Origin of the sequence: Streptomyces sp. NPDC028635, assembly GCF_040637635.1 — a bacterium.
GTDB lineage: Bacteria > Actinomycetota > Actinomycetes > Streptomycetales > Streptomycetaceae > Streptomyces.
Window position 1 is genome coordinate 1 of record NZ_JBEZWX010000005.1, and the last position, 18912, is coordinate 18912.

The 18912-nt window shown below is 74.6% G+C and carries 16 protein-coding genes and 6 tRNA genes; 9 read left to right on the top strand and 13 right to left on the bottom strand.

Features of this window, described 5'->3' with window-relative positions; genetic code table 11:
- Nucleotides 1-80: 80 nt before the first annotated feature.
- Nucleotides 81-152 (bottom strand) — tRNA-Val (locus tag AB0E88_RS07125).
- A 94-nt stretch (nt 153-246) separates the two neighbouring features.
- Nucleotides 247-708 (bottom strand): TIGR02611 family protein, encoded by a 462-nt coding sequence (locus AB0E88_RS07130; RefSeq protein WP_361625175.1) that lies wholly within the window; start codon nt 706-708, stop codon nt 247-249.
- A gap of 190 nt (nt 709-898) precedes the next feature.
- Here AB0E88_RS07130 and AB0E88_RS07135 point away from each other — a divergent pair, with 190 nt between their 5' ends.
- Both AB0E88_RS07135 and AB0E88_RS07140 read left to right on the top strand, forming a co-directional pair.
- Nucleotides 899-1312, top strand: a complete 414-nt coding sequence (locus tag AB0E88_RS07135) for an SsgA family sporulation/cell division regulator (RefSeq protein ID WP_030011909.1) — start codon at nt 899-901, stop codon at nt 1310-1312.
- Between the two features lie 327 nt (nt 1313-1639).
- Complete coding sequence (locus AB0E88_RS07140) at nt 1640-2200, top strand: CGNR zinc finger domain-containing protein (RefSeq protein ID WP_361625178.1); 561 nt, start codon at nt 1640-1642, stop codon at nt 2198-2200.
- 54 nt (nt 2201-2254) lie between these two features.
- Here AB0E88_RS07140 and AB0E88_RS07145 read toward each other — a convergent pair whose 3' ends face one another.
- The gene (locus tag AB0E88_RS07145; protein ID WP_361625181.1) at nt 2255-2422 is read right to left on the bottom strand and encodes a hypothetical protein; all 168 of its coding nucleotides are present in this window, start codon (nt 2420-2422) and stop codon (nt 2255-2257) included.
- Between the two features lie 178 nt (nt 2423-2600).
- A complete protein-coding gene (locus AB0E88_RS07150; protein ID WP_361625184.1) occupies nt 2601-3041 on the bottom strand; it encodes a hypothetical protein in 441 nt (146 codons plus the stop codon).
- 294 nt (nt 3042-3335) lie between these two features.
- Between AB0E88_RS07150 and AB0E88_RS07155 the strand changes: the two genes are divergently transcribed.
- Nucleotides 3336-3872: a DsbA family protein gene (locus AB0E88_RS07155; protein ID WP_361625187.1), complete on the top strand. Its 537-nt coding sequence runs from the start codon at nt 3336-3338 to the stop codon at nt 3870-3872.
- A gap of 150 nt (nt 3873-4022) precedes the next feature.
- On the opposite strand, the gene AB0E88_RS07160 is transcribed toward AB0E88_RS07155, so the two are convergent.
- From AB0E88_RS07160 to AB0E88_RS07170, 3 genes are all read right to left on the bottom strand, one after another.
- Nucleotides 4023-4847, bottom strand: coding sequence for a GNAT family N-acetyltransferase (locus tag AB0E88_RS07160; RefSeq protein WP_361625190.1), 825 nt, complete (start codon nt 4845-4847; stop codon nt 4023-4025).
- 51 nt (nt 4848-4898) lie between these two features.
- Nucleotides 4899-5720, bottom strand: a complete 822-nt coding sequence (locus AB0E88_RS07165; protein ID WP_361625193.1) for an aminodeoxychorismate lyase — start codon at nt 5718-5720, stop codon at nt 4899-4901.
- Between the two features lie 64 nt (nt 5721-5784).
- A complete protein-coding gene (locus tag AB0E88_RS07170; protein ID WP_361625196.1) occupies nt 5785-6831 on the bottom strand; it encodes a chorismate-binding protein in 1047 nt (348 codons plus the stop codon).
- Between the two features lie 199 nt (nt 6832-7030).
- Here AB0E88_RS07170 and AB0E88_RS07175 point away from each other — a divergent pair.
- The 5 genes from AB0E88_RS07175 to AB0E88_RS07195 all read left to right on the top strand — a co-directional run bounded on the left by AB0E88_RS07175 (nt 7031) and on the right by AB0E88_RS07195 (nt 7512).
- Nucleotides 7031-7103: transfer RNA gene (locus AB0E88_RS07175), tRNA-Gly, on the top strand.
- 39 nt (nt 7104-7142) lie between these two features.
- Nucleotides 7143-7216: transfer RNA gene (locus AB0E88_RS07180), tRNA-Cys, on the top strand.
- A 1-nt stretch (nt 7217) separates the two neighbouring features.
- Nucleotides 7218-7289: transfer RNA gene (locus tag AB0E88_RS07185), tRNA-Val, on the top strand.
- Nucleotides 7290-7339: 50 nt separating this feature from the next.
- Nucleotides 7340-7411 (top strand) — tRNA-Val (locus AB0E88_RS07190).
- Between the two features lie 29 nt (nt 7412-7440).
- Nucleotides 7441-7512 (top strand) — tRNA-Val (locus tag AB0E88_RS07195).
- A gap of 50 nt (nt 7513-7562) precedes the next feature.
- On the opposite strand, the gene AB0E88_RS07200 is transcribed toward AB0E88_RS07195, so the two are convergent.
- From AB0E88_RS07200 to AB0E88_RS07210, 3 genes are all read right to left on the bottom strand, one after another.
- Entirely contained in the window at nt 7563-7859 is a 297-nt protein-coding gene (locus AB0E88_RS07200; protein ID WP_361625199.1) for a zf-TFIIB domain-containing protein, read from the bottom strand.
- An 80-nt stretch (nt 7860-7939) separates the two neighbouring features.
- Entirely contained in the window at nt 7940-9118 is a 1179-nt protein-coding gene (locus AB0E88_RS07205; RefSeq protein ID WP_361625202.1) for a phosphotransferase, read from the bottom strand.
- A 183-nt stretch (nt 9119-9301) separates the two neighbouring features.
- A complete protein-coding gene (locus tag AB0E88_RS07210; RefSeq protein ID WP_361625205.1) occupies nt 9302-9496 on the bottom strand; it encodes a hypothetical protein in 195 nt (64 codons plus the stop codon).
- A 615-nt stretch (nt 9497-10111) separates the two neighbouring features.
- On the opposite strand from AB0E88_RS07210, the gene AB0E88_RS07215 reads away from it, so the two are divergent.
- Nucleotides 10112-11623, top strand: a complete 1512-nt coding sequence (locus tag AB0E88_RS07215; protein ID WP_361625941.1) for a protein kinase — start codon at nt 10112-10114, stop codon at nt 11621-11623.
- A gap of 333 nt (nt 11624-11956) precedes the next feature.
- Here AB0E88_RS07215 and AB0E88_RS07220 read toward each other — a convergent pair whose 3' ends face one another.
- From AB0E88_RS07220 to cobT, 3 genes are all read right to left on the bottom strand, one after another.
- Nucleotides 11957-12775, bottom strand: coding sequence for an RNA methyltransferase (locus tag AB0E88_RS07220; protein WP_361625208.1), 819 nt, complete (start codon nt 12773-12775; stop codon nt 11957-11959).
- A 61-nt stretch (nt 12776-12836) separates the two neighbouring features.
- Nucleotides 12837-14063 (bottom strand): uroporphyrinogen-III C-methyltransferase, encoded by a 1227-nt coding sequence (cobA, locus tag AB0E88_RS07225; protein WP_361625211.1) that lies wholly within the window; start codon nt 14061-14063, stop codon nt 12837-12839.
- A gap of 144 nt (nt 14064-14207) precedes the next feature.
- The gene (gene cobT, locus AB0E88_RS07230; protein WP_361625213.1) at nt 14208-18689 is read right to left on the bottom strand and encodes a nicotinate-nucleotide--dimethylbenzimidazole phosphoribosyltransferase; all 4482 of its coding nucleotides are present in this window, start codon (nt 18687-18689) and stop codon (nt 14208-14210) included.
- Between the last annotated feature and the right edge of the window lie 223 nt (nt 18690-18912).

The window sequence follows — 18912 nt, forward strand, 5'->3', positions numbered from 1 at the left end:
CGGTGTCGCGCCGGGGGGGGTTCCGCCCGGCGTTCGACACCGGCCCGCCTGGGTTGTCGCAGGCGGGCCGGTGTTCCGGGTGGGCGATACTGGGTTCGAACCAGTGACCTCTTCGGTGTGAACGAAGCGCTCTCCCACTGAGCTAATCGCCCGGGCGCAGGAAGAACATTACCCCATGTCAGGGGGTGCCTGTGACCACCCCGGAGCCGGACGGGCCGCGACCCGCGCCGCCCGTCCGGGTGCGGGTCACTGATCCTTGATCTTCCATGGCATCACGAAACCGAACTTCCACACGTAGAAGCCGACCAGCGCCGCCACGATGACGAGGCCGACGCTGGTGAGAATGATGTTGCGCCGCCGCACCTTGGGATCGAGCGCCTTCTGGGCCGCCTCGGTGACCTTCCGTTTCGTCCAGCGGAGCACCAGTTGTGCCCAGACGAACTCCGTCGCCCAGATCGCCATGCCGCCGAAGATCACGACCCAGCCGGGTCCGGGAAGGGGCAGCATCACGATGCCGGCCGCCACCACCGCGAGGCCGATCACGAAGACGCCCACCTGCCAGCTCAGATGGAGCATCCGGCGGGACTTGATGAATTCCGGCGCCCGGGAGCCGAGCCCCCGCTCGTCCTCGCCCGTCCGCGCCTCGCCCGGCTTCTCGCCGTCCGCCGACACGACAACCTCGCCCGGACCGTCACTCCCCGTATTCATACGGAGAAACTTTACCCGAAGGAAACCAGTCACCGGAATGGCCGTAGTTCGCGAAGATCTCTCGGCCGGAAGAGTTACGTAAAGAGACGCAAAACCCTCAGAGGGGTTTACAACGGCACCGTAGGTGGCATGTCGATTTCGCCGACGTGCGAATCCCCGAGCGCACACTGAGCGAAAGGCCCTGGCGCTTATGAACACCACGGTCAGCTGCGAGCTGCACCTGCGCCTCGTTGTGTCGAGCGAGTCCTCCCTGCCTGTCCCCGCAGGCCTGCGGTACGACACGGCCGACCCCTACGCCGTGCACGCCACCTTCCACACCGGAGCCGAGGAGACCGTCGAGTGGGTGTTCGCCCGCGACCTCCTCGCCGAGGGGCTTCACCGACCCACCGGCACCGGCGACGTCCGTGTCTGGCCGTCGCGCAGTCACGGCCAGGGCGTCGTCTGCATCGCCCTGAGCTCGCCGGAGGGCGAAGCCCTGCTCGAGGCCCCGGCGCGGGCCCTGGAGTCGTTTCTGAAGCGGACGGACGCCGCCGTGCCCCCCGGCACGGAGCACCGGCACTTCGATCTCGACAAAGAGCTCTCCCACATCCTGGCGGAGAGCTAGGCCGCGGCCCTCACCAAGCCGCCCGGCGCCGTCCACTCGGGGAGACGGCTCGGGCCAGGACAACCGCATAGGGCGTACGCCGACGTCGTCCGAGCAGTTCGCTGCCGGGCGGCGTCGGCGTGCGCGCGTCGAGGGTCCCTCCCGCTCCGTCCCGCTCGCCACCCCGCTCCCCTCACTCTTCGCGTTCGCCCGGGAACCCTGACGTGCCGCGTCGCGTTCTACCGGCATCCACGGGCCGGAACGCGACCGGTGCGCGGCCGGCGGGAGCCATTACCATCGGCCACCATCGGCGGGCGCCCGCCCGACCCCCAGGCCAGGGAGCGAAACGTGCTGATCACCCACGACACCCGGTGCGCCCTCGACGCCGTGGTGGATCTGGTGAACACCGCGCCGGAGGACGACGCGACGCCCGACGGGCTGGCGGATGTCGCCGCGCTCGAGGACTTCGTGCGAAAGCACCAGATCAGCGATGTGGGGGTGCTGTCGGAGTTCGATCTGTCGGGCGTGCGCAAGATCCGCGGACGGTTCGCCGGCATCTTCGCCGCGCCGGACCCGCGCAGCGCGGCCGGTCTGATCAACGATCTGGTGGCCGCCGCCGGGACCACCCCGCGCCTGACGGACCACGACGGCTACGACTGGCATGTGCACTACTTCGCCCCCGGTGCGTCGGTCGCCGACCATCTGGCGGCCGACTGCGGCATGGCGCTGGCGTTCTTCGTGGTGGCCGGTGAGCAGGAGCGGCTGCGCCGCTGTGAGGCACCGGACTGCCGGCGCGCCTTCGTCGACCTGTCCCGCAACCGCTCGCGCCGGTACTGCGACAGCCGCACCTGCGGCAACCGTCTGCACGTGGCCGCCTACCGGGCGCGCCGCAAGGAAGCGGCCGGCTGACCCCTGGCCGGTGCGCGGGGCCCGGCGGGTGACGCCGGGCTCCACGGGTACGGCTCACAGCAGCAGCAGGTCGTGCAACGAAGCCATGAGCAGCAGACACCCGATCACCGCCAGGAAGATCATCAGCGGTGGCTGGGAAAGGGCGAAGAGGCAGCCGCGCGGCTCTTCCTGCGGCGGCGCGGCCTCGCTCTGTGTCGTGTCCAGCTGCGTCGTGTCCAGCATCTCGCGGTGATGATGGCGCAGCCGGCGCCCGCTCGGCGATCAACACACACCTAATGCCGGGAGATCGCCGGAATCCTCTGTGACCTGCGCGAACCGTGATCGTTGAGTGATCACTTCGGGGCGGGCGCGGACCCACTGTGTCGTTTCGGCCCGCGGCCCTTCCGCGGGCGGCCGTCCGTCATATGCCGTGCTTCTTGAGGATGGCCTCGATGTCGGAGAAGTCGTCGGACGCGTTCGCCTTGGGCGCGGTCGCGGACCGGGTCGCCGGCCGGGTGCCCGGGCCGAGGGAGGCGGCGGAGGCGGTCGGGGCGACGGCGTCGGGCCGGGCGGCTCGGGCCGCCTTGCGCTCGGCGCGGGTGCCTCCGCGGCGGCGTTCGACGGCGCGGGTCGTCATGAAGAGAGCCCAGGCACCGCCGAGGATCACGACACCGGCCCAGGCCGTGGGGCTGAAGGCGGTGTGGGCTGCCCACTGGACGACCCCCGTCATGACCAGGCCGAGCGGCACGAGGGCGTACGCCGCGATACGGGCGGCCGCGAGGTAGCGCTTGCGGTAGGCGGTGACCACCGCGATGCCCAGGCCGGCCGCGGCGACGGCAGAGCAGACGGTCTCGGCAATCATCCGGTCCTCCAGCGGGCTCGGTCGGGCAGACGGACCGTCGGGTTCGTCCCTTCCATCCTGCACCGCCCGGTCCGTCGCGGGCCACGCCTGAGGCCGGACATCAGGGAGATGTCCGGGTGACCTCCTCCCAGGGGCTCCGGGTCCTCTCCACCTCAGGGAGCAGACACCCTCCACCCGGGCCCCTCCTTCGCAGGTCCGGTCGACCTGACCGCCCCGCCGTGCCCGCAGGAGCGCGGGCGGTCCGCTGCCCGGTCCGGCTTGGGGTGGCGGGGGCCGGACTGGGAGACTGGGCGCATGAGCGAGTCCTCCCCCGCGGCCACCCCTCCCGCGTCCCCCGTCGTCCTCGACGTGTGGTGCGAGTTGCAGTGCCCCGACTGCCGCACCGCCCTCGACGACCTGCGCGCCCTGCGCGCCCGCTACGGCGAACGGCTGGAGGTGCGGTTGCGGCACTTCCCGCTGGAGAAGCACAAGCACGCCTTCGCCGCGGCGCAGGCCGCCGAGGAGGCGGCGGTCCAGGGGCAGGGCTGGCCGTACGTCGAGGCGGTGCTCGGCCGGGTCGAGAAGCTGGACCGGGAGGGAGAGCCGTTCCTCGTCGAGGTGGCCGCCGAACTCGGCCTGGACGCCGAGGAGTTCGACACCGCGCTGATCGACGGCCGGCACATCCTGATCGTCGACGCCGACCAGGCCGAGGGCAAGGCGATCGGGGTGACGGGCACCCCGACGTACGTCATCGGCGGTGAGCGTCTCGACGGCGGCACGAGCCAGGAAGGCCTGCGCGAGCGCGTCGAGGAGATCGCCGACCGCTTGCTGGCGTCCGGCCGGGAGAGCTGACCACCCGGCAGGCGCGCCGGGACAGCCGACCACCACCGCTCCGTCCGACCCAGGAGAGCTGACCACCACTGCCCGGGAGACCCCCCGGGTGCCTGCGGCGGACGGCGCGGACACCTCGGACGGATGCGATGCCCGCCCGGCGGGGCGCGCCTACACCAGGTGTTTGTAGACGGCGTACAGCGTCGTCTCGTAGCCGAGGGACTCGTAGAGCCGCTCGGCGGGCGTGTTGCCCGCGAAGACGTTGAGGCCGATGCTCCGCTGCCCCGCCGTGACGGCCTGGGCCTCCGCCAGCAGCATGAGGGAACGCCCGTGCCCGCGGCCGCGGTGGGCGGCGTCGGCCTCGACGTCGAACACGAACGCGCCGTCCTCGCGCAGCGCCAGCCACAGCGTGCCGACCGGGGTCCCCTCGTGTTCGAGGACGCTGACGAGCATGCCGGGCGTGGCGCGGCCCTCGGGCAGCAGACCGGTGTGGTCCCGCTCCGACTTGGCCCGGGCCTCGGCCTCCGGCACCCCGCGCGCGATCCAGCTGCGGGCGTATTCCTCCTTGTTCCGGGTCAGCCAGGGACCGAACTCCTCGTCCGTCATCGGCCGCCCGACGCTGCCCTCGGGCAGCACGGGCGGGGTGTCGCCGAGCGGCTTGGCCATGTTGCGGTTGCGCACCACGTACCCGAGCGCCGTGGCGAGGCGGAACGCGGCGGCGGCGTCGGCCGGGACGGTCGCCTCGATCCGCCGGCAGCCCCAGCCGCGTACGACCTCCTCGGCGGCGAGCGCGGCGACCGTGGCGCGTCCGCGCCGGCGGTCGGGCTCCTCGACGCGCAGGTCCAGGAACCGGGCGACGGCGTCGCCGAAGACGGGGTGGGTGCCGAGGTGCACCGCGCCGACGGGCCGGCCGTTCACGCACACCTGGAAGCGGCGCGAACGGGTCCCGTCGGCGTTTCGCTGGAGCGGCTCGGTCGGCCGCAGAGTCGTGGTCATCACGGGTGTTCTACCCGCCGTACGCCCCCGCGTCAGCCGAATATCGTCGCTCTACGGGTCGAGGTCGTCCCCGGCGCGCTCCTGGAAGACGCGCATGGCCTTGGCGGTCACCGGGCCGGGGGCGCCGGGCAGTTCACGGCCGTCGACCCGGTGCACGGCCTGTACGTCGCGCAGGGTGGAGGTCAGGAAGACCTCCTCGGCGCGCTCGAGCACGTCGAGCGGGAGGTCGGTCTCCTTGGCGCCGGTCCACTCGACGACCAGGTGCCGGGTGATGCCGGCGAGGCAGCCGGAGGCGACCGGCGGGGTGTGGATCTCGCCGTCGAGCACGACGAAGACGTTCGAACCGGTGCCCTCGCACAGCTGACCGACGGTGTTGCCGAACAGCGCCTCCGAGGCGCCCTGTTCGTGGGCGCGGGCGAGGGCGACGACGTTCTCGGCGTAGGAGGTCGTCTTCAGGCCGGTGAGGGCGCCGCGCTCGTTGCGGGTCCAGGGGACGGTGACGACGGCCGTGGTGTCCGGACGGCGGGTGGTCTCGCCCAGGGCGACGACCAGGGTGGGGCCGTGCTCGCCGCGGTCGGAGCCGAGGGGGCCGTGGCCGCCGGTGTAGGTGATGCGCAGCCGGCCGAGCGGCATCGGGTTGGCCGCCAGGACGGCCGTGCAGGCGCGGCGGACCTCGTCGTGGTCGGGGTCGGGCAGGCCGAGGCCGCGAGCGGAGCGGGTCAGCCGGTCGAGATGGCGGGTCAGGGCGAACGGCGTGCCGTCCACCGCCTTCACCGTCTCGAAGATGCCGTCGCCCACGGTCAGCCCGTGGTCGAAGACGGAGACGCGGGCGGACTCGACGTCCTGCAGCGCGCCGTCCAGCCAGATCTTCACTGGTCGCCACCTCGCAACTTCGGGCCGGGGACCCGGCCGCCGCCGGCCGTCAGGGGTCGGTGCGTCATGCCGTCGTTCCCTCTCCACTCACCTCGTACGCCCCCGACGCTACCGTGAGCAGCCGGGACGCCTTCAGCTCGGTCTCCTGCCACTCCCCCTCCGGGTCGGATCCCCAGGTGATCCCGGCGCCGGTACCGAAGCGCAGCGTGCCGTCGCCGCGGTCGATCCAGAAGGTGCGGATGCCGACGGCCAGCTCCCCGGCGCCCCGGTCGGCGTCGACCCAGCCGATGCCGCCGCAGTAGGGGCCGCGCCGTGCCGTCTCCAGCTCCTCGATGATCCGCAGGGCACTGGACTTGGGGGCGCCGGTGACGGAGCCGGGCGGGAACGCGGCGGCGAGCAGCTCGGGCCAGCCTGCCCCCTCGCGCAGCTCGCCGCGCACGGTGGAGACGAGGTGGACGAGGCCCGGGTGCTTCTCGACGACGCACAGGTCGGGGACCGTGACGCTGCCGGTGGCGCACACGCGTCCGATGTCGTTGCGGACCAGGTCCACGATCATCACGTTCTCGGCGTAGTCCTTCGCCAGCAGGTCCGCCTCGGTGCGCCCGGTGCCCTTGATCGGCCCGGACTCGACGACGCGCCCGTCGCGGCGCAGGAACAGCTCCGGTGAGGCGGTGGCGATCTCCACGCCGTGGGCCGGCAGCCGAATCGTTCCGGCATACGGCGCCGGGTTGCCGCGGGCCAGCAGGGCGGTGAGGGCGTCCACGTCGGCGTCCGGCGGGACGGGCGCGGACAGGACGCGGCAGAGGTTGGCCTGGTAGACCTCGCCGGCCGCGATGTACTCGCGGATCCGCCGCACGCCCGCGGTGTACGCGGCGCGGTCGAGGGAGGACGTCCAGTCGCCGGAGGCCGGGCCGTGCCAGGCTCCGGGCACGGGCGCGGGCACCGGCTCGTGACGGACGTCCGAGAAGCGGGCGCAGGTCAGCCGGCCCTCGAAGTCGGCCGCGACCGCCCAGAAGCCGGAGGAGTCCAGGGCCGCGGGGTCGTCGGTGACGTCGGTCAGGCCGGTGGCGAGGCGGTCGCCGAACCGGGCGAGCGGGGGCAGTTCGAGCACGCTGTCGAGTCTATGGCGGGTGTCCGCCGGGCGGCCCGGGCGTGTCCGCGCGGTGGCCCGGGCAGCGGCGTGAGCGGCCCCGACCAGGTCGTCGCCGGGGTGCACCGCAGCACGCTGCGCAAACGCGTTTTTGTACTGGCCCAGGAATCCGCTAGAGTTCAACACGTCGCCGGGACGCGGAAGCGGACCGAAACGACAGGCGGACGTAGCTCAGTTGGTAGAGCGCAACCTTGCCAAGGTTGAGGTCGCGAGTTCGAGCCTCGTCGTCCGCTCGAAGGACGTAAGGGATCTTCCCGATCCCCTACACTCCTGGTGGAGTGGCCGAGAGGCGAGGCAACGGCCTGCAAAGCCGTCTACACGGGTTCAAATCCCGTCTCCACCTCCAAGGACGATTAGCTCAGCGGGAGAGCGCTTCCCTGACACGGAAGAGGTCACTGGTTCAATCCCAGTATCGTCCACTGGATCTCCTCGGAGGTCCGAGGATCTTCTCGTGAGATCCGCACCCCCCGCGCGATTAGCTCAGCGGGAGAGCGCTTCCCTGACACGGAAGAGGTCACTGGTTCAATCCCAGTATCGCGCACTGTCGGTGACCCGGTGGTCACTGATCCCGGACGATTAGCTCAGCGGGAGAGCGCTTCCCTGACACGGAAGAGGTCACTGGTTCAATCCCAGTATCGTCCACACACCGAAGCCCCCGGTCCTGCGACCGGGGGCTTCTTCGTGCTCTGCGCTCAGCTGGAGAAGAGCATGTGGCCGAAGCTCTTGTGACGGTGGTGACCGCCGTGGCCGTAGTGACCGCCGTGGTGGCCACCGTGCTGCGGGGCTCCCCAGGCGGGTGCCTGCGGGGCCGGGTAGGCCTGCGGGGCGGGCGGGGGCGGGGCCGGCTGGGACCACTGCGACTCCAGACGGGTCAGCGCCTCCAGCTCGCCGTAGTCGAGGAAGATCCCCCGGCAGCCGCTGCACTGCTCGATCTGCACGCCGTTGCGGTTGTAGGTGTGCATGGGCGCATGACACTTGGGACACTGCATGCTCGGCTCAACTCCTCGCCGTTCGGTCCTGCTTCGCGTATCGCCAGGACAGACTCTGTCCGGCCGCGGTCGGTTGCACCCTACGGTGTGACCTGCGCCGCCGTCTGCGCCGGGGCGCCGTCCATGCGGGCGCAGGCGTCCACGACGGCCCTCTCCACCTCGTCCAGCGGGCGGCCCGCGGCGTCGGCCTTGACGAGAGCGCGGGCGGCCGTCTGCACGGTGAGGGCGCGCGCCGGCACGTCCAGCGCCGGCCAGGGGTCGCCGGTCGCGGGGACCGCGGGGCCGCCGGCGGCACGGTAGGCGTCCAGGAAACGGGAGTACTCCTGCGGCGGGAGGAGTCCGCAGGCGTACCAGGCGGCCGGCCGGGCCAGGTCCCAGGCCGGCACTCCGGCACCGAGGTCGTCGACGTCGATGAGCCGCCAGGCCCCGTCCGGCGCGGGGTGCCGGACGAGCTGACCGAGGTGCAGATCGCCGTGGCAGAGGACGAGGGGACCGGGCATGGGCGCCTCGGCGCGGGCCCAGGCGGGCAGGGCGGCCCAGGCGCGCAGGACGGGGGTGGCCTCGGCGAGGAGAGGGGGGATGCCGGTGCGGTCGTCGGGGAGGGTGGGGGTGCGGGCCCCGGTGGCTTGGGAGGGGAGGGTGGGAGTGCGGGCGCCGGCGCCTTGGGAGGGGAGGGTGGGAGTGCCGACGCCGGTGGCTTCGGCGGAGAGCGGGGGAATGCCGGCGCCCGTGCCTTCGGCGGCAAGCGGGGGAATGCCGGCGCCGGTGACTTCGGCGGAGGGCGACGGGATACGGGCTTCGGCGGGGGCGGCGTTCAGGGCGGCGCGCAGGCGGGTGATCGCGTCCGCCGCCTTGGCCGGGCCGCGCATCGCGGGCAGGCCCGGCGGGGCGGGGGTGCGGTGGAGGCGGGCGAGGAGGGTGGCGGCGGCCTCCCAGGGGGCGGCGTCCGGGTCGCCGGGGTCCACGGGGGCGCCGTAGGGCCAGAAGGTCACCGGGCGCCCGTGCAGGGTGAGCGGGGCCGCGGCCAGCGGGGCGAGGAGGACGTCGGGCAGCCGGGCGGCGACGGCGAGGCGGGGGGCGAGACCGGCGGGGTCGGTGTGGGGTGCGTGCGCCTTGGCGACCGTGCCGGCGTGGCGCACGACGGTGGCGTCGGGGCGGTCGGCCAGCGTGCTTGCCGCGCAGGCGTCGCAGCGGGTGTCGTCGGGGTGGGCCCTTTGTCTGACCTGGCGGGCGAGGTCGGCGAGGAGGTCAGTGGGCATGGGGGTGAGAGTACGAGGATTTTCGGTGTCCGGGGTCCCGGTGCACGCGGGGCGGGCAGAGCAATGCCGGCGCAGCTCCCCAGCTGCGCCGGCATTTTTGCCGTCCGCCGCACCCCCGTCCCCACGGGGTTTCATGGATGGATGTCCCCGCCCGGACCGCTCTTCCGGGCCTGGGGTCGCCGCTCAGCGCCCCAGCATCACACCCACGGACGACGCCTGTGTGGCCACTGTCTCCCAGCCGTCGAAGACGAGCAGGAGCAGGGCCGCCAGGGGAAGGGCCATCAGCGTCGCCACCAGGGGGTGGCGGCGGCCCGTGCGGCGGGGACGCGTGAGGCGTCCCTGCGTGCGGAGCAGCGTCCGCGGTGCCGTGTGGGCCATGGTCCCTCTCCCGACCGTGCTCGGTTGTCCTTGGCAGCGGCGAGTGTCGTGACCTCGGGGGACGAGTACTGCACCCGCCGCTTGACCTCAAATCTAGGCGGGCCGCGGACCGCGGACGTCATGCCTTCGTACCGATTGCCGGGCCTCCCGGAGGATGAGCCGTCACCGGGGACGTACTCCCCTGGGTGGAGACGCGGACCCGGGTCTCGGGGTCTTCCCGGAGGGGGCGTCCGCTACGGGCGGGTTCGTCCCGGCCTTTCCGCCCCGCCCAGCGGGCCCGGCCGGGTGACTTCGATCACTTCGTCCGCTCTGCGGCGTACCGCCGTCGTCGCCCGGCGGCAGACCCCGCCCGTCTGTCCCCTGCGCGGACCCGGGGTGTCCCCCAGGGCCGGGGCCGACCGGCGGCTGCCGTGGACCCCAAGATCAACTTGGCTCGTTCCGTGGGCGGTTGAGATCCGTCCTGGTCCGCAGGCAAACCCTCGGCAGCACTTCTGACCCGGCCTCAAGTGCCGTGCCCGCGACCGGCAACGCATCGGCACGAGAGGGCGCGGCCTCTGCGCGCAACCGGCCGTGGAAACGTAAGCTGTGCCACGTCACACGGACCGGGCAGCGGGGATGAACATGGCGATGATGCGCCTGAGGCGCGAGGACCCGCGCGTCGTCGGCTCGTTCAGGCTTCACCGACGGCTCGGCGCGGGCGGGATGGGCGTGGTCTACCTGGGCTCCGACAAGAAGGGGCAGCGGGTCGCGCTGAAGGTGATCCGTCCCGATCTCGCGGAGGACCAGGAGTTCCGGTCGCGGTTCGCGCGCGAGGTCTCGGCGGCACGGCGCATCCGCGGCGGGTGTACGGCCCGGCTGGTCGCCGCCGACCTGGAGGCGGACCGGCCCTGGTTCGCGACGCAGTACGTCCCCGGACCGTCGCTGCACGACAAGGTCGCCGACGAGGGACCGCTGATCGCGGCCGACGTCGCCGCGGTCGGGGCCGCCCTGTCGGAGGGGCTGGTCGCCGTGCACGAGGCCGGCGTGGTGCACCGGGACCTGAAGCCGTCCAACATCCTGCTCTCCCCCAAGGGCCCGCGGATCATCGACTTCGGCATCGCCTGGGCCACCGGCGCCTCCACGCTCACGCACGTCGGCACGGCCGTAGGCTCGCCCGGCTTCCTGGCGCCGGAGCAGGTGCGCGGCGCGGCGGTCACACCGGCCACGGACGTGTTCTCGCTGGGGGCGACCCTGGCGTACGCGTGCACCGGTGACTCGCCGTTCGGACACGGCAGTTCCGAGGTGATGCTGTACCGGGTGGTGCACGAGGAGCCGCAACTGCACGGCGTACCGGACGCGCTGGCGCCGCTGGTGCGGACCTGCCTGGCGAAGGACCCCGAGGAGCGGCCCAGCACGCTGGAGCTGTCGCTGCGGCTGAAGGAGATCGCGGCGCGCGAGGCGCAGGGCCTGGCCGACGTGCGTCCGCCCGCACCACGCGCCGCCGAGGCCGACCGGCCCACGGGGCGGCTCGCGGACACGCTGTACCCGGAGCACACCCAGCGACGGCCGCAGACCCCCGGGAGCAGCCCGGGGACCCCGCTGCCGCGCGGCAACGCGGGATCGCGGGCCGGCGTGGGCCGGGGCGGGGCGCCCTCCCGGAGTGACAGCCCCTCCCGGGGCGGGAGCGCGGCCGCGCGCGGCGGCGGTCCGGCGTCGCGGGGCGGCTCCGGCTCCCGGTCGAACGGCCGGCCGACGCCGGCCTCCCGCGACGGCCGGCGGCCGGGCAACGGCGGCCGGCCCGCGCAGCGCGGCGGCTCCGGACGTCCGGCACCGCGCACCACGGGGACGCGGCTGCGCCCGGCCAACCCACGGCTGCTGCGCCAGCGGCTGACCGTGTTCGTGGTGGTGACGTTGCTGGTGGCGCTCGGCATCGCCCTCGTCCAGGGCTGCGAGGGCCCGGCCCGGGGACTCGGCGGGGACAGCGGCGTACGACAGACGCAGGAGGCGCAGCAGACGCGCCGGACGCCGGAGGCGGGCCGGACGCAGCGGACACACCGGTCGCCGGAGAGCGCGCGGCCCGGGTTCACGCCCCTGCCCGACGACGAGCTGATGTCGCAGCGGTACGCGTCGACGCTGCGGCGGGACTGAGAGACCTCCGCTACGGAGTTCGGCGGTCTGAGAGCGGCCCCCTGTCTCAGCTGAGGGCGGCCCTGTCTCACAGGCGGCAGCCTGCCGCGGGGCGCTGACGCGTTCCCCTGCCTCAGAGCGCCGGCCGGACCGGCAGCACGGCCGGCCTCGGAGAGCGCGCCGGGAGCGACAACGCCCGGGCGTCGGACCGCGGGCCGGACCGGCAAGGCGATACCGGCCTCGGACCGCGCCGGAAGCGATCACACTGCTGCCCCGGGCGCACCGCGTGGCCGGACCGACGGCGCGGCACCGGCCGAACTCGGAGCCCGGCGGGGTCCTGCGCTCGCGCCCGTCTCAGAGCTGCGGGCGGCCCGTCGCCACCGCGTAGAAGGCGACCGCCGCGGCGGCGCCCACGTTGAGGGAGTCCACGCCGTGGGACATGGGGATGCGGACCCACTCGTCGGCGGCGGCCAGGGCCTGCCGTGACAGGCCGTCGCCCTCCGCGCCGAGCATGAGCGCGACCCGGTCCATGGTGTGCGGGGCGCACTCGTCGAGGGTCCTGGCCTTGCCGTCGGGGGTGAGGGCGAGCAGCGTGAAGCCCGCCTCGCGCACCGGGTCGAGCCCTTTGGGCCAGGTCTCCAGGCGGGCGTACGGCACGGAGAAGACCGCGCCCATCGACACCTTCACGCTGCGCCGGTAGAGGGGGTCGGCGCAGTCCGGGGACAGCAGCACCGCGTCCATGCCGAGGGCGGCGGCCGAGCGGAAGATCGCGCCGATGTTGGTGTGGTCGTTGACGGACTCCATGACCGCGACGCGGCGCGCGTGCGCCAGCAGCTCGGCCGCCGTGGGCAGGGGCTTGCGCTGCATGGAGGCGAGGGCGCCGCGGTGGACGTGGTAACCGGTGACGCGTTCGGCGAGTTCCGGGTCGATCGTGTAGACCGGTGCCGCCGACGCGTCGATGACGTCGCGCATCGCGTCGATCCACTTGGCCGACAGCAGCATCGAGCGCATGGCGTAACCGGCTTCCCCGGCCCGCCGGATGACCTTCTCGCCCTCGGCGATGAACAGGCCCTCGGCCGGCTCGCGCCTGCGGCGCAGCTCGACGTCGGTCAGGCCGGTGTAGTCGGTCAGGCGCGGGTCGTCGGGATCGTCGATCGTGATGAGTTCGGCCACGGGGTGATACTGCCTTGTCGTGCGTGCGGAGCGGGCGGCGCGGGTGAGAGGGAGGCCCGGGTTACGGCGTCGGGCCGACCTTCACGACCTCACCGATGACGATGACCGCCGGAGGCTTCACGTCCTCGGCACGGACGGTCTCCGCGACGGTGGCGAGGGTGGCGTCGACGCGGCGCTGCGCGGCCGTCGTGCCCTCCTGGACGAGGGCGACCGGGGTCTCCGGGGACTTGCCGTGGGCGACGAGCGTCTCGGCGACCTTGCCGATCTTGTCGACGCCCATGAGGACGACGAGCGTGCCGGTCAGCCGGGCCAGCGACGGCCAGTCGACCAGGGAACGCTCGTCGTCGGGCGCGACATGGCCGCTGACGACGGTGAACTCGTGGGCGACCCCGCGGTGGGTGACGGGGATGCCCGCCGCGCCGGGGACGGAGATCGAGCTGGAGATGCCGGGCACGACCGTGCAGGGGATGCCCGCCTCGGCGAGCGCCTGGAGCTCCTCCATGCCGCGGCCGAAGACGTACGGGTCGCCGCCCTTGAGCCGGACGACGGACTTGCCCTGCTTGGCGTGCTCGACGAGGGCGTTGTTGATGGCCTCCTGCGCCATGAACCGCCCGTAAGGGATCTTCGCCGCGTCGATCACCTCGACGTGCGGCGGGAGTTCGGCGAGCAGGTCGCGCGGGCCGAGACGGTCGGCGATGACGACGTCGGCCTCGGCGAGCAGGCGCCGGCCGCGCACGGTGATCAGGTCGGGGTCGCCGGGACCGCCGCCGACCAGGGCGACACCCGGGGTGCGGGTGCGGTGGTGGGGGGCGACCAGCGTGCCGTCGCGCAGGCCCTCGACCACCGCGTCACGGATGGCGGCGGTGTGGCGCGGGTCGCGGCCGCGCGCGTTCGTGGTCAGTACGGCGACGGTGACGCCCTCGCTGTGACCGGTGGCCGGTGTCCAGGCGGTCGCCGCGTCGGCGTCGTCGGAGCGCACGCACCACACGCGGTGCCGCTCTGCCTCGGCGGAGGCGGCGGTGTTGGCGTCGGTGTCGCTGGTCGCGATCAGGGCGTACCAGGCCTCGGCGAGGTCGCCGTCCTGGTAGGGACGCCGGTGCCAGGTGATCTCGCCCGCGTCCGCCATGGCCTCGACCGAGGGGGTCGCCCCCGGCGACACGAGGTGGACGTCCGCACCGGCCGCGATGAGGGCGGGCAGGCGGCGCTGGGCGACCTGGCCGCCGCCGAGGACGACCACGCGACGGCCGGTGAGGCGGAGGCCTACGGGGTAGGCGGGGTGTTCGGCCATGAGGGACGGCTCCTCGTACAGCGGTGTGGTGGGGCGCGCTGCGGCTCCGGAGCGGCCCTGACGTGCGGATTTTAGGCGGTGGGCGGGGCGGGGCGCACGGGTGGTCCGGCAGGTGAACGCCGGACCGCCCGTGCGGCGCGTCGCCTACTTCTCGGTGACGCCGGCCGAGTCGAACGTCGCCACCTCGTGCATCGCCCGGGCCGTGGACTGCACCAGCGGCAGGGCGAGCAGCGCGCCGGTGCCCTCACCGAGGCGCAGGTCGAGGTCGACCAGGGGGCGCAGGCCCAGCTTGTTGAGCGCGGCGACATGGCCGGGCTCGGCGCTGCGGTGGCCGGCGATGCAGGCGGCGAGGACCTCGGGCGCGATGGCGCGGGCCACCAGGGCGGCGGCGCCCGCGCTGACGCCGTCCAGGATCACCGGCGTCCGCAGGGAGGCTCCGCCGAGCAGCAGGCCGACCATGGCCGCGTGCTCGAAGCCGCCGATCGCCGCGAGCACGCCGATCGGGTCGGCCGGGTCCGGCTGGTGCAGCTCCAGGGCGCGGCGGACCACGTCGGTCTTGCGGGCCAGCGTCTCGTCGTTGATGCCGGTGCCGCGGCCGGTGACCTCGGCCGGGTCGGCGCCGGTGTAGACGGAGATCAGCGCGGCGGACGCGGTGGTGTTGGCGATGCCCATCTCGCCGGTGAGCAGCGCCTTGTTGCCGGCCGCCACGAGGTCGCGGGCGGTCTCGATGCCGACCTCGATGGCCTTCTTGGCCTCCTCGCGGGTCATCGCGGGGCCGGTGGTCATGTCGGAGGTGCCGCCGCGGATCTTGCGCGGCAGTAGGCCGGGCGTGGCGGGCAGGTCGGCCACCACGCCGACGTCCACGACACAGACCTCGGCGCCGACCTGGTTGGCGAAGGCGTTGCAGACCGCTCCGCCGCCCAGGAAGTTGGCCACCATCTGGGCGGTGACCTCCTGGGGCCAGGGGGTGACGCCCTGGGCGTGCACACCGTGGTCGCCGGCGAAGATCGCGACGGCCGCGGGCTCGGGGATCGGCGGCGGGCACTGCCGGGACAGCCCGGACAGCTGCGCGGAGATGATCTCCAGCATGCCGAGCGCGCCGGCCGGCTTGGTCATCCGCTTCTGCCGCTCCCAGGCCTCGCCGAGCGCCTTGGCGTCCAGCGGGCGGATCTGCGCGACGGTCTCGGCGAGCAGGTCGTGCGGCTCCTCGCCGGGCAGCGCGCGACGGCCGTACGTCTCCTCGTGCACGACCCACGACAGCGGGCGGCGCTTGGACCAGCCGGCCTGCATCAGCTCGGGCTCGTCCGGGAACTCGTCGACGTACCCGACGCACAGGTAGGCGATGACCTCCAGGTGCTCGGGCAGGCCGAGCGCGCGGACCATCTCGCGCTCGTCGAAGAAGCTGACCCAGCCGACGCCGAGGCCCTCGGCGCGGGCGGCGAGCCACAGGTTCTCCACGGCCAGCGCGGCGGAGTACGGCGCCATCTGCGGCTGCGTGTGGCGGCCGAGGGTGTGGCGGCCGCCACGGGTCGGGTCGGCGGTGACGACGATGTTCACCGGGGTGTCGAGGATCGCCTCGATCTTCAGTTCCTTGAACTGCTTCGCCCGGCCCTTGGGCAGCGACTTGGCGTACGCGTCGCGCTGCCGCATCGCCAGCTCGTGCATGGCGCGGCGGGTGTCGGCGGAGCGGATGACGACGAAGTCCCAGGGCTGGGAGTGGCCGACCGACGGCGCGTGGTGGGCCGCCTCCAGGACGCGCAGCAGCACCTCGTGCGGGATGGGGTCGCCGCGGAAGCCGTTGCGGATGTCGCGGCGCTCCCGCATCACCTTCAGCACGGCCTCGCGCTCGGCCTCGTCGTAGGCGGGCGCGGCCGGGCCGGTGGACTGTGGTGCCTCTGCCACGGCGGCCTTGCTCTCGTCGTCCCGGTCGTCCCGGGGTTCCGGCTGTTCCTGGTCTGCCTGCGGTTCCAGGTCGTCCTGGTCCGCGGCACTCGTCCGCAGCTCGTCCGCGTGCTGGACGACACCGGCGTCGGCCTCGGCCTCACGGGGGGCCGGGACCGGGGCGACGGGCTGCGCGGCCGGCTCTTCCACGGGCAGCGTGAGGGGGTGCGGCGGGGTGGGGGCGAGGTGCGGAGTGGTGGGCACCTGGCCGTCGACCGGCACGAACTGCCCGATCGGCAGCGCGACCGCGGCGTCGGACGGGGCCGGCTGCGCGTCGGAGGGCGCGGCAGCGGGCTGCGCGGCCTGCGGTGCGGCGGGCTGCGGAGCTTCGGGGGCGGCGACGGCCACCGGCGGCTGCGGGGCGTCCGGTGCCTGCGGCACCTGCAGGCCCTGGACGGGCGCGGTGGCGTCGGCCGGGGCGGCGATCTGGGTGTCCGGCTGGGGGGCCGGGGCGGGCGCGGGCTGCGCCGCTTCGTCCGGGGTCGGCAGGGGGTTCTCCTGGGCTGCGGCGACTGCCACCGGGGGGTGTGCGGCGGCGGACGCGTCCTGCGGGGCGGCGACCTGGGCGGTACCCGGGTCGGCGGCCGGGGTGTCGGTGGGCTGCGGGGACACTGCGGGGGCCGGCTCGGTGGCCGGGACGCCCGCTTCGGCGGGCAGCGGAGCCTCGGCGGTAGGCTCGACGGGTTGGGGGGCCGCCACGGGGGCGGGCTCCGGGGCCTGGTCGGCTTCGGCGGGGGCGGGCTCGGCGGCGACGGGCTCGGCGGCGACGGGCTCGGCTGCGGGGGTCGGCTCGGCAGCCGCCGGCTCAGCCTGGGTCGGCTCGGCAGCCTGGGGGACGTCGGGGGCGGCCGGCTCGGGAGTCTGCGGGACCTCGGCGGCGGGTTCCGCTGCCGCTGCCTCGGACGCCGGGGCGGCGGGCGCTTGCGAAGCCTCCGGTGCCGGGGCGGCGGGCGCTTCAGCCGGGGCGGCAGCGGGCGCCTTGGCCTGCGGTGCCACGGCGGCGGGCTGGGCCTCCGGGATCGCGGTGGCCTCGGACGACTCGGTCGCCTGCGCTGCGGCGGGGGCCCCGGGCGCCGTCGGAGCGTCCGCCGGGGCGGCCTCGGTGCCCTGCGCCTCGGGGACGTCGGTTGCCTGGGCATCGGCCGCGGACGGCTCGTCGGCCTGCGGTGCCTCGGCGGCGGCCGACGGCTCGGGCGTCTGCGCCTCGGCGGGACGCACGGAAGCCTGCGGCACCTCGGGGGCCTGCGACGCCTCGACCGGGGCGGCGACCGGCTGGACCGCCTCGGGCACCACGGGCCCGGCGGGCGGGGCGGCCTCGGCGGCGTCCGGCTGAGCGGCGGGCGGGGCCTCGGCCGGGAGCGGCTCGGCGGCGGGCTCGGCCGCTGCGACCGGAGCGGCCTCGGTGACCGGCTCGGCGGGCTGCGCCGCTTCCTCGGCCGGAGCGGCGGGCTGGGCGGCATCGACGGGGTGGTGCTGCGCGTCGACCGGCTCGACCGCTCGCGCGGCGGCGTCCTCGCCCGGCTGGGCAGCGACGGACTCCCCCGTCACGGCCGCCTCCGTCACAGCCGGCTCCGCCACGGCCGCCTCCGTCACAGCCGGCTCGTCCGCCGTCGGCGCCTCGGCAGCCGGCTCATCCACGGGCCCGTTTTCGGCGCCGGGGGCTTCGGCGGTCTCGGCCGCGACCGGCTGCGCCGGGGCGTCGGCCGGTGCCTGCGCGCCGGCGGCGGCAGCGTGCACAGCACCGTCGGCACCCTCGGCAGGCGCCACCTCGGCACCGGCTTCGGCCGCCGCATCCTGCACCGGCGTCTGGGCAACGGCGGCATCGGCAACGGTGGCATCGGCAGCCGCCGGCGCCTCCTGCTCCGGCTGCACGGCCTCGGGCTGCACGGCCTCGGGCTGTTCGGCCTGCGCCGACACCTCAGCCGACGTCGGCACCTCGGCCGGCGCCACCGCCTCGGCCCCGGCGTCGACGGCCGCGCCGTGGGCCGGCGTCTCCGTCGCCGTTTGCTGGGCCTGCGGCGGCAGCACATGGCTGCCGGTCGCCGTGACCGCTTCCGTCGCGAGGCGGGCCACGGCGGCCTGGGCCGCGTCGACCGGGCCGGGCTGCGGCGCCGCCGCCGGGTTGACCGTTTCGGCAGGGGCCGCCGCGGCGGCCACCTGAGCCTGCGCGGGCCACGGCGCGGCCTCCGCGGGCGCCGGCGCGCCGGCCTGCTGCGGGGCGTCGAGGTACTCGGGGCCGGTGGCGGACGGGACGGCCTGGCGGACCGGGGCGTCGGCGGGGCCGCGGTCGGCGAGGGAGCGGACCGGGCTCGCGGAGGCGTCCGGGATCGGCGGGCCGAGGTGCAGCGGCCGGCGGGGGGTGATCGGCGGGATGGGCCGGGTGGGCGCCGTACGCTGCGGGGCCGGGCCCGGGAGCCGTACGCCGTTCAGGTCGACGGAGCCGCTGTCGCGGCCGGACAGCTCGTGCGGCCCGGGCTCGTGCACGGCTTCGACGACCGGCTCGGGCGCGGGCGGCGCCACCTCGTTGCCCCAGGCGCCGTGGGAGCCGGGCAGCAGCAGGTCTTCGTCCTCGGCGGGGCTCTCGGAGAGGTAGGCGTACGCACCGGGCGCGGAGACGCCCGGCTGCTCCACCGTGCCTGCGTTCTCCGGCAGCCCCTCGCCCGGGACCTGGCCGGTGTCGGTCATGCGTACCCCTCGCCCATCGGTTAGTGCCTCTACGACCAGTTCACCCGGAACGGCGCACCGACCGCCCCGCAGTGAAGAACGAGCGGGCGTGCCCAGCGGCACGAACGACCGCCCGGAAAAGGCGACAAAGCCATTCAGTGGCATTGTCCCGGCCGTTGCGCCGTCGCGACAGCGTGATCCGCGACAGCCCGCTGTGGACTGCGCCACGTTGCGCATCCACGCG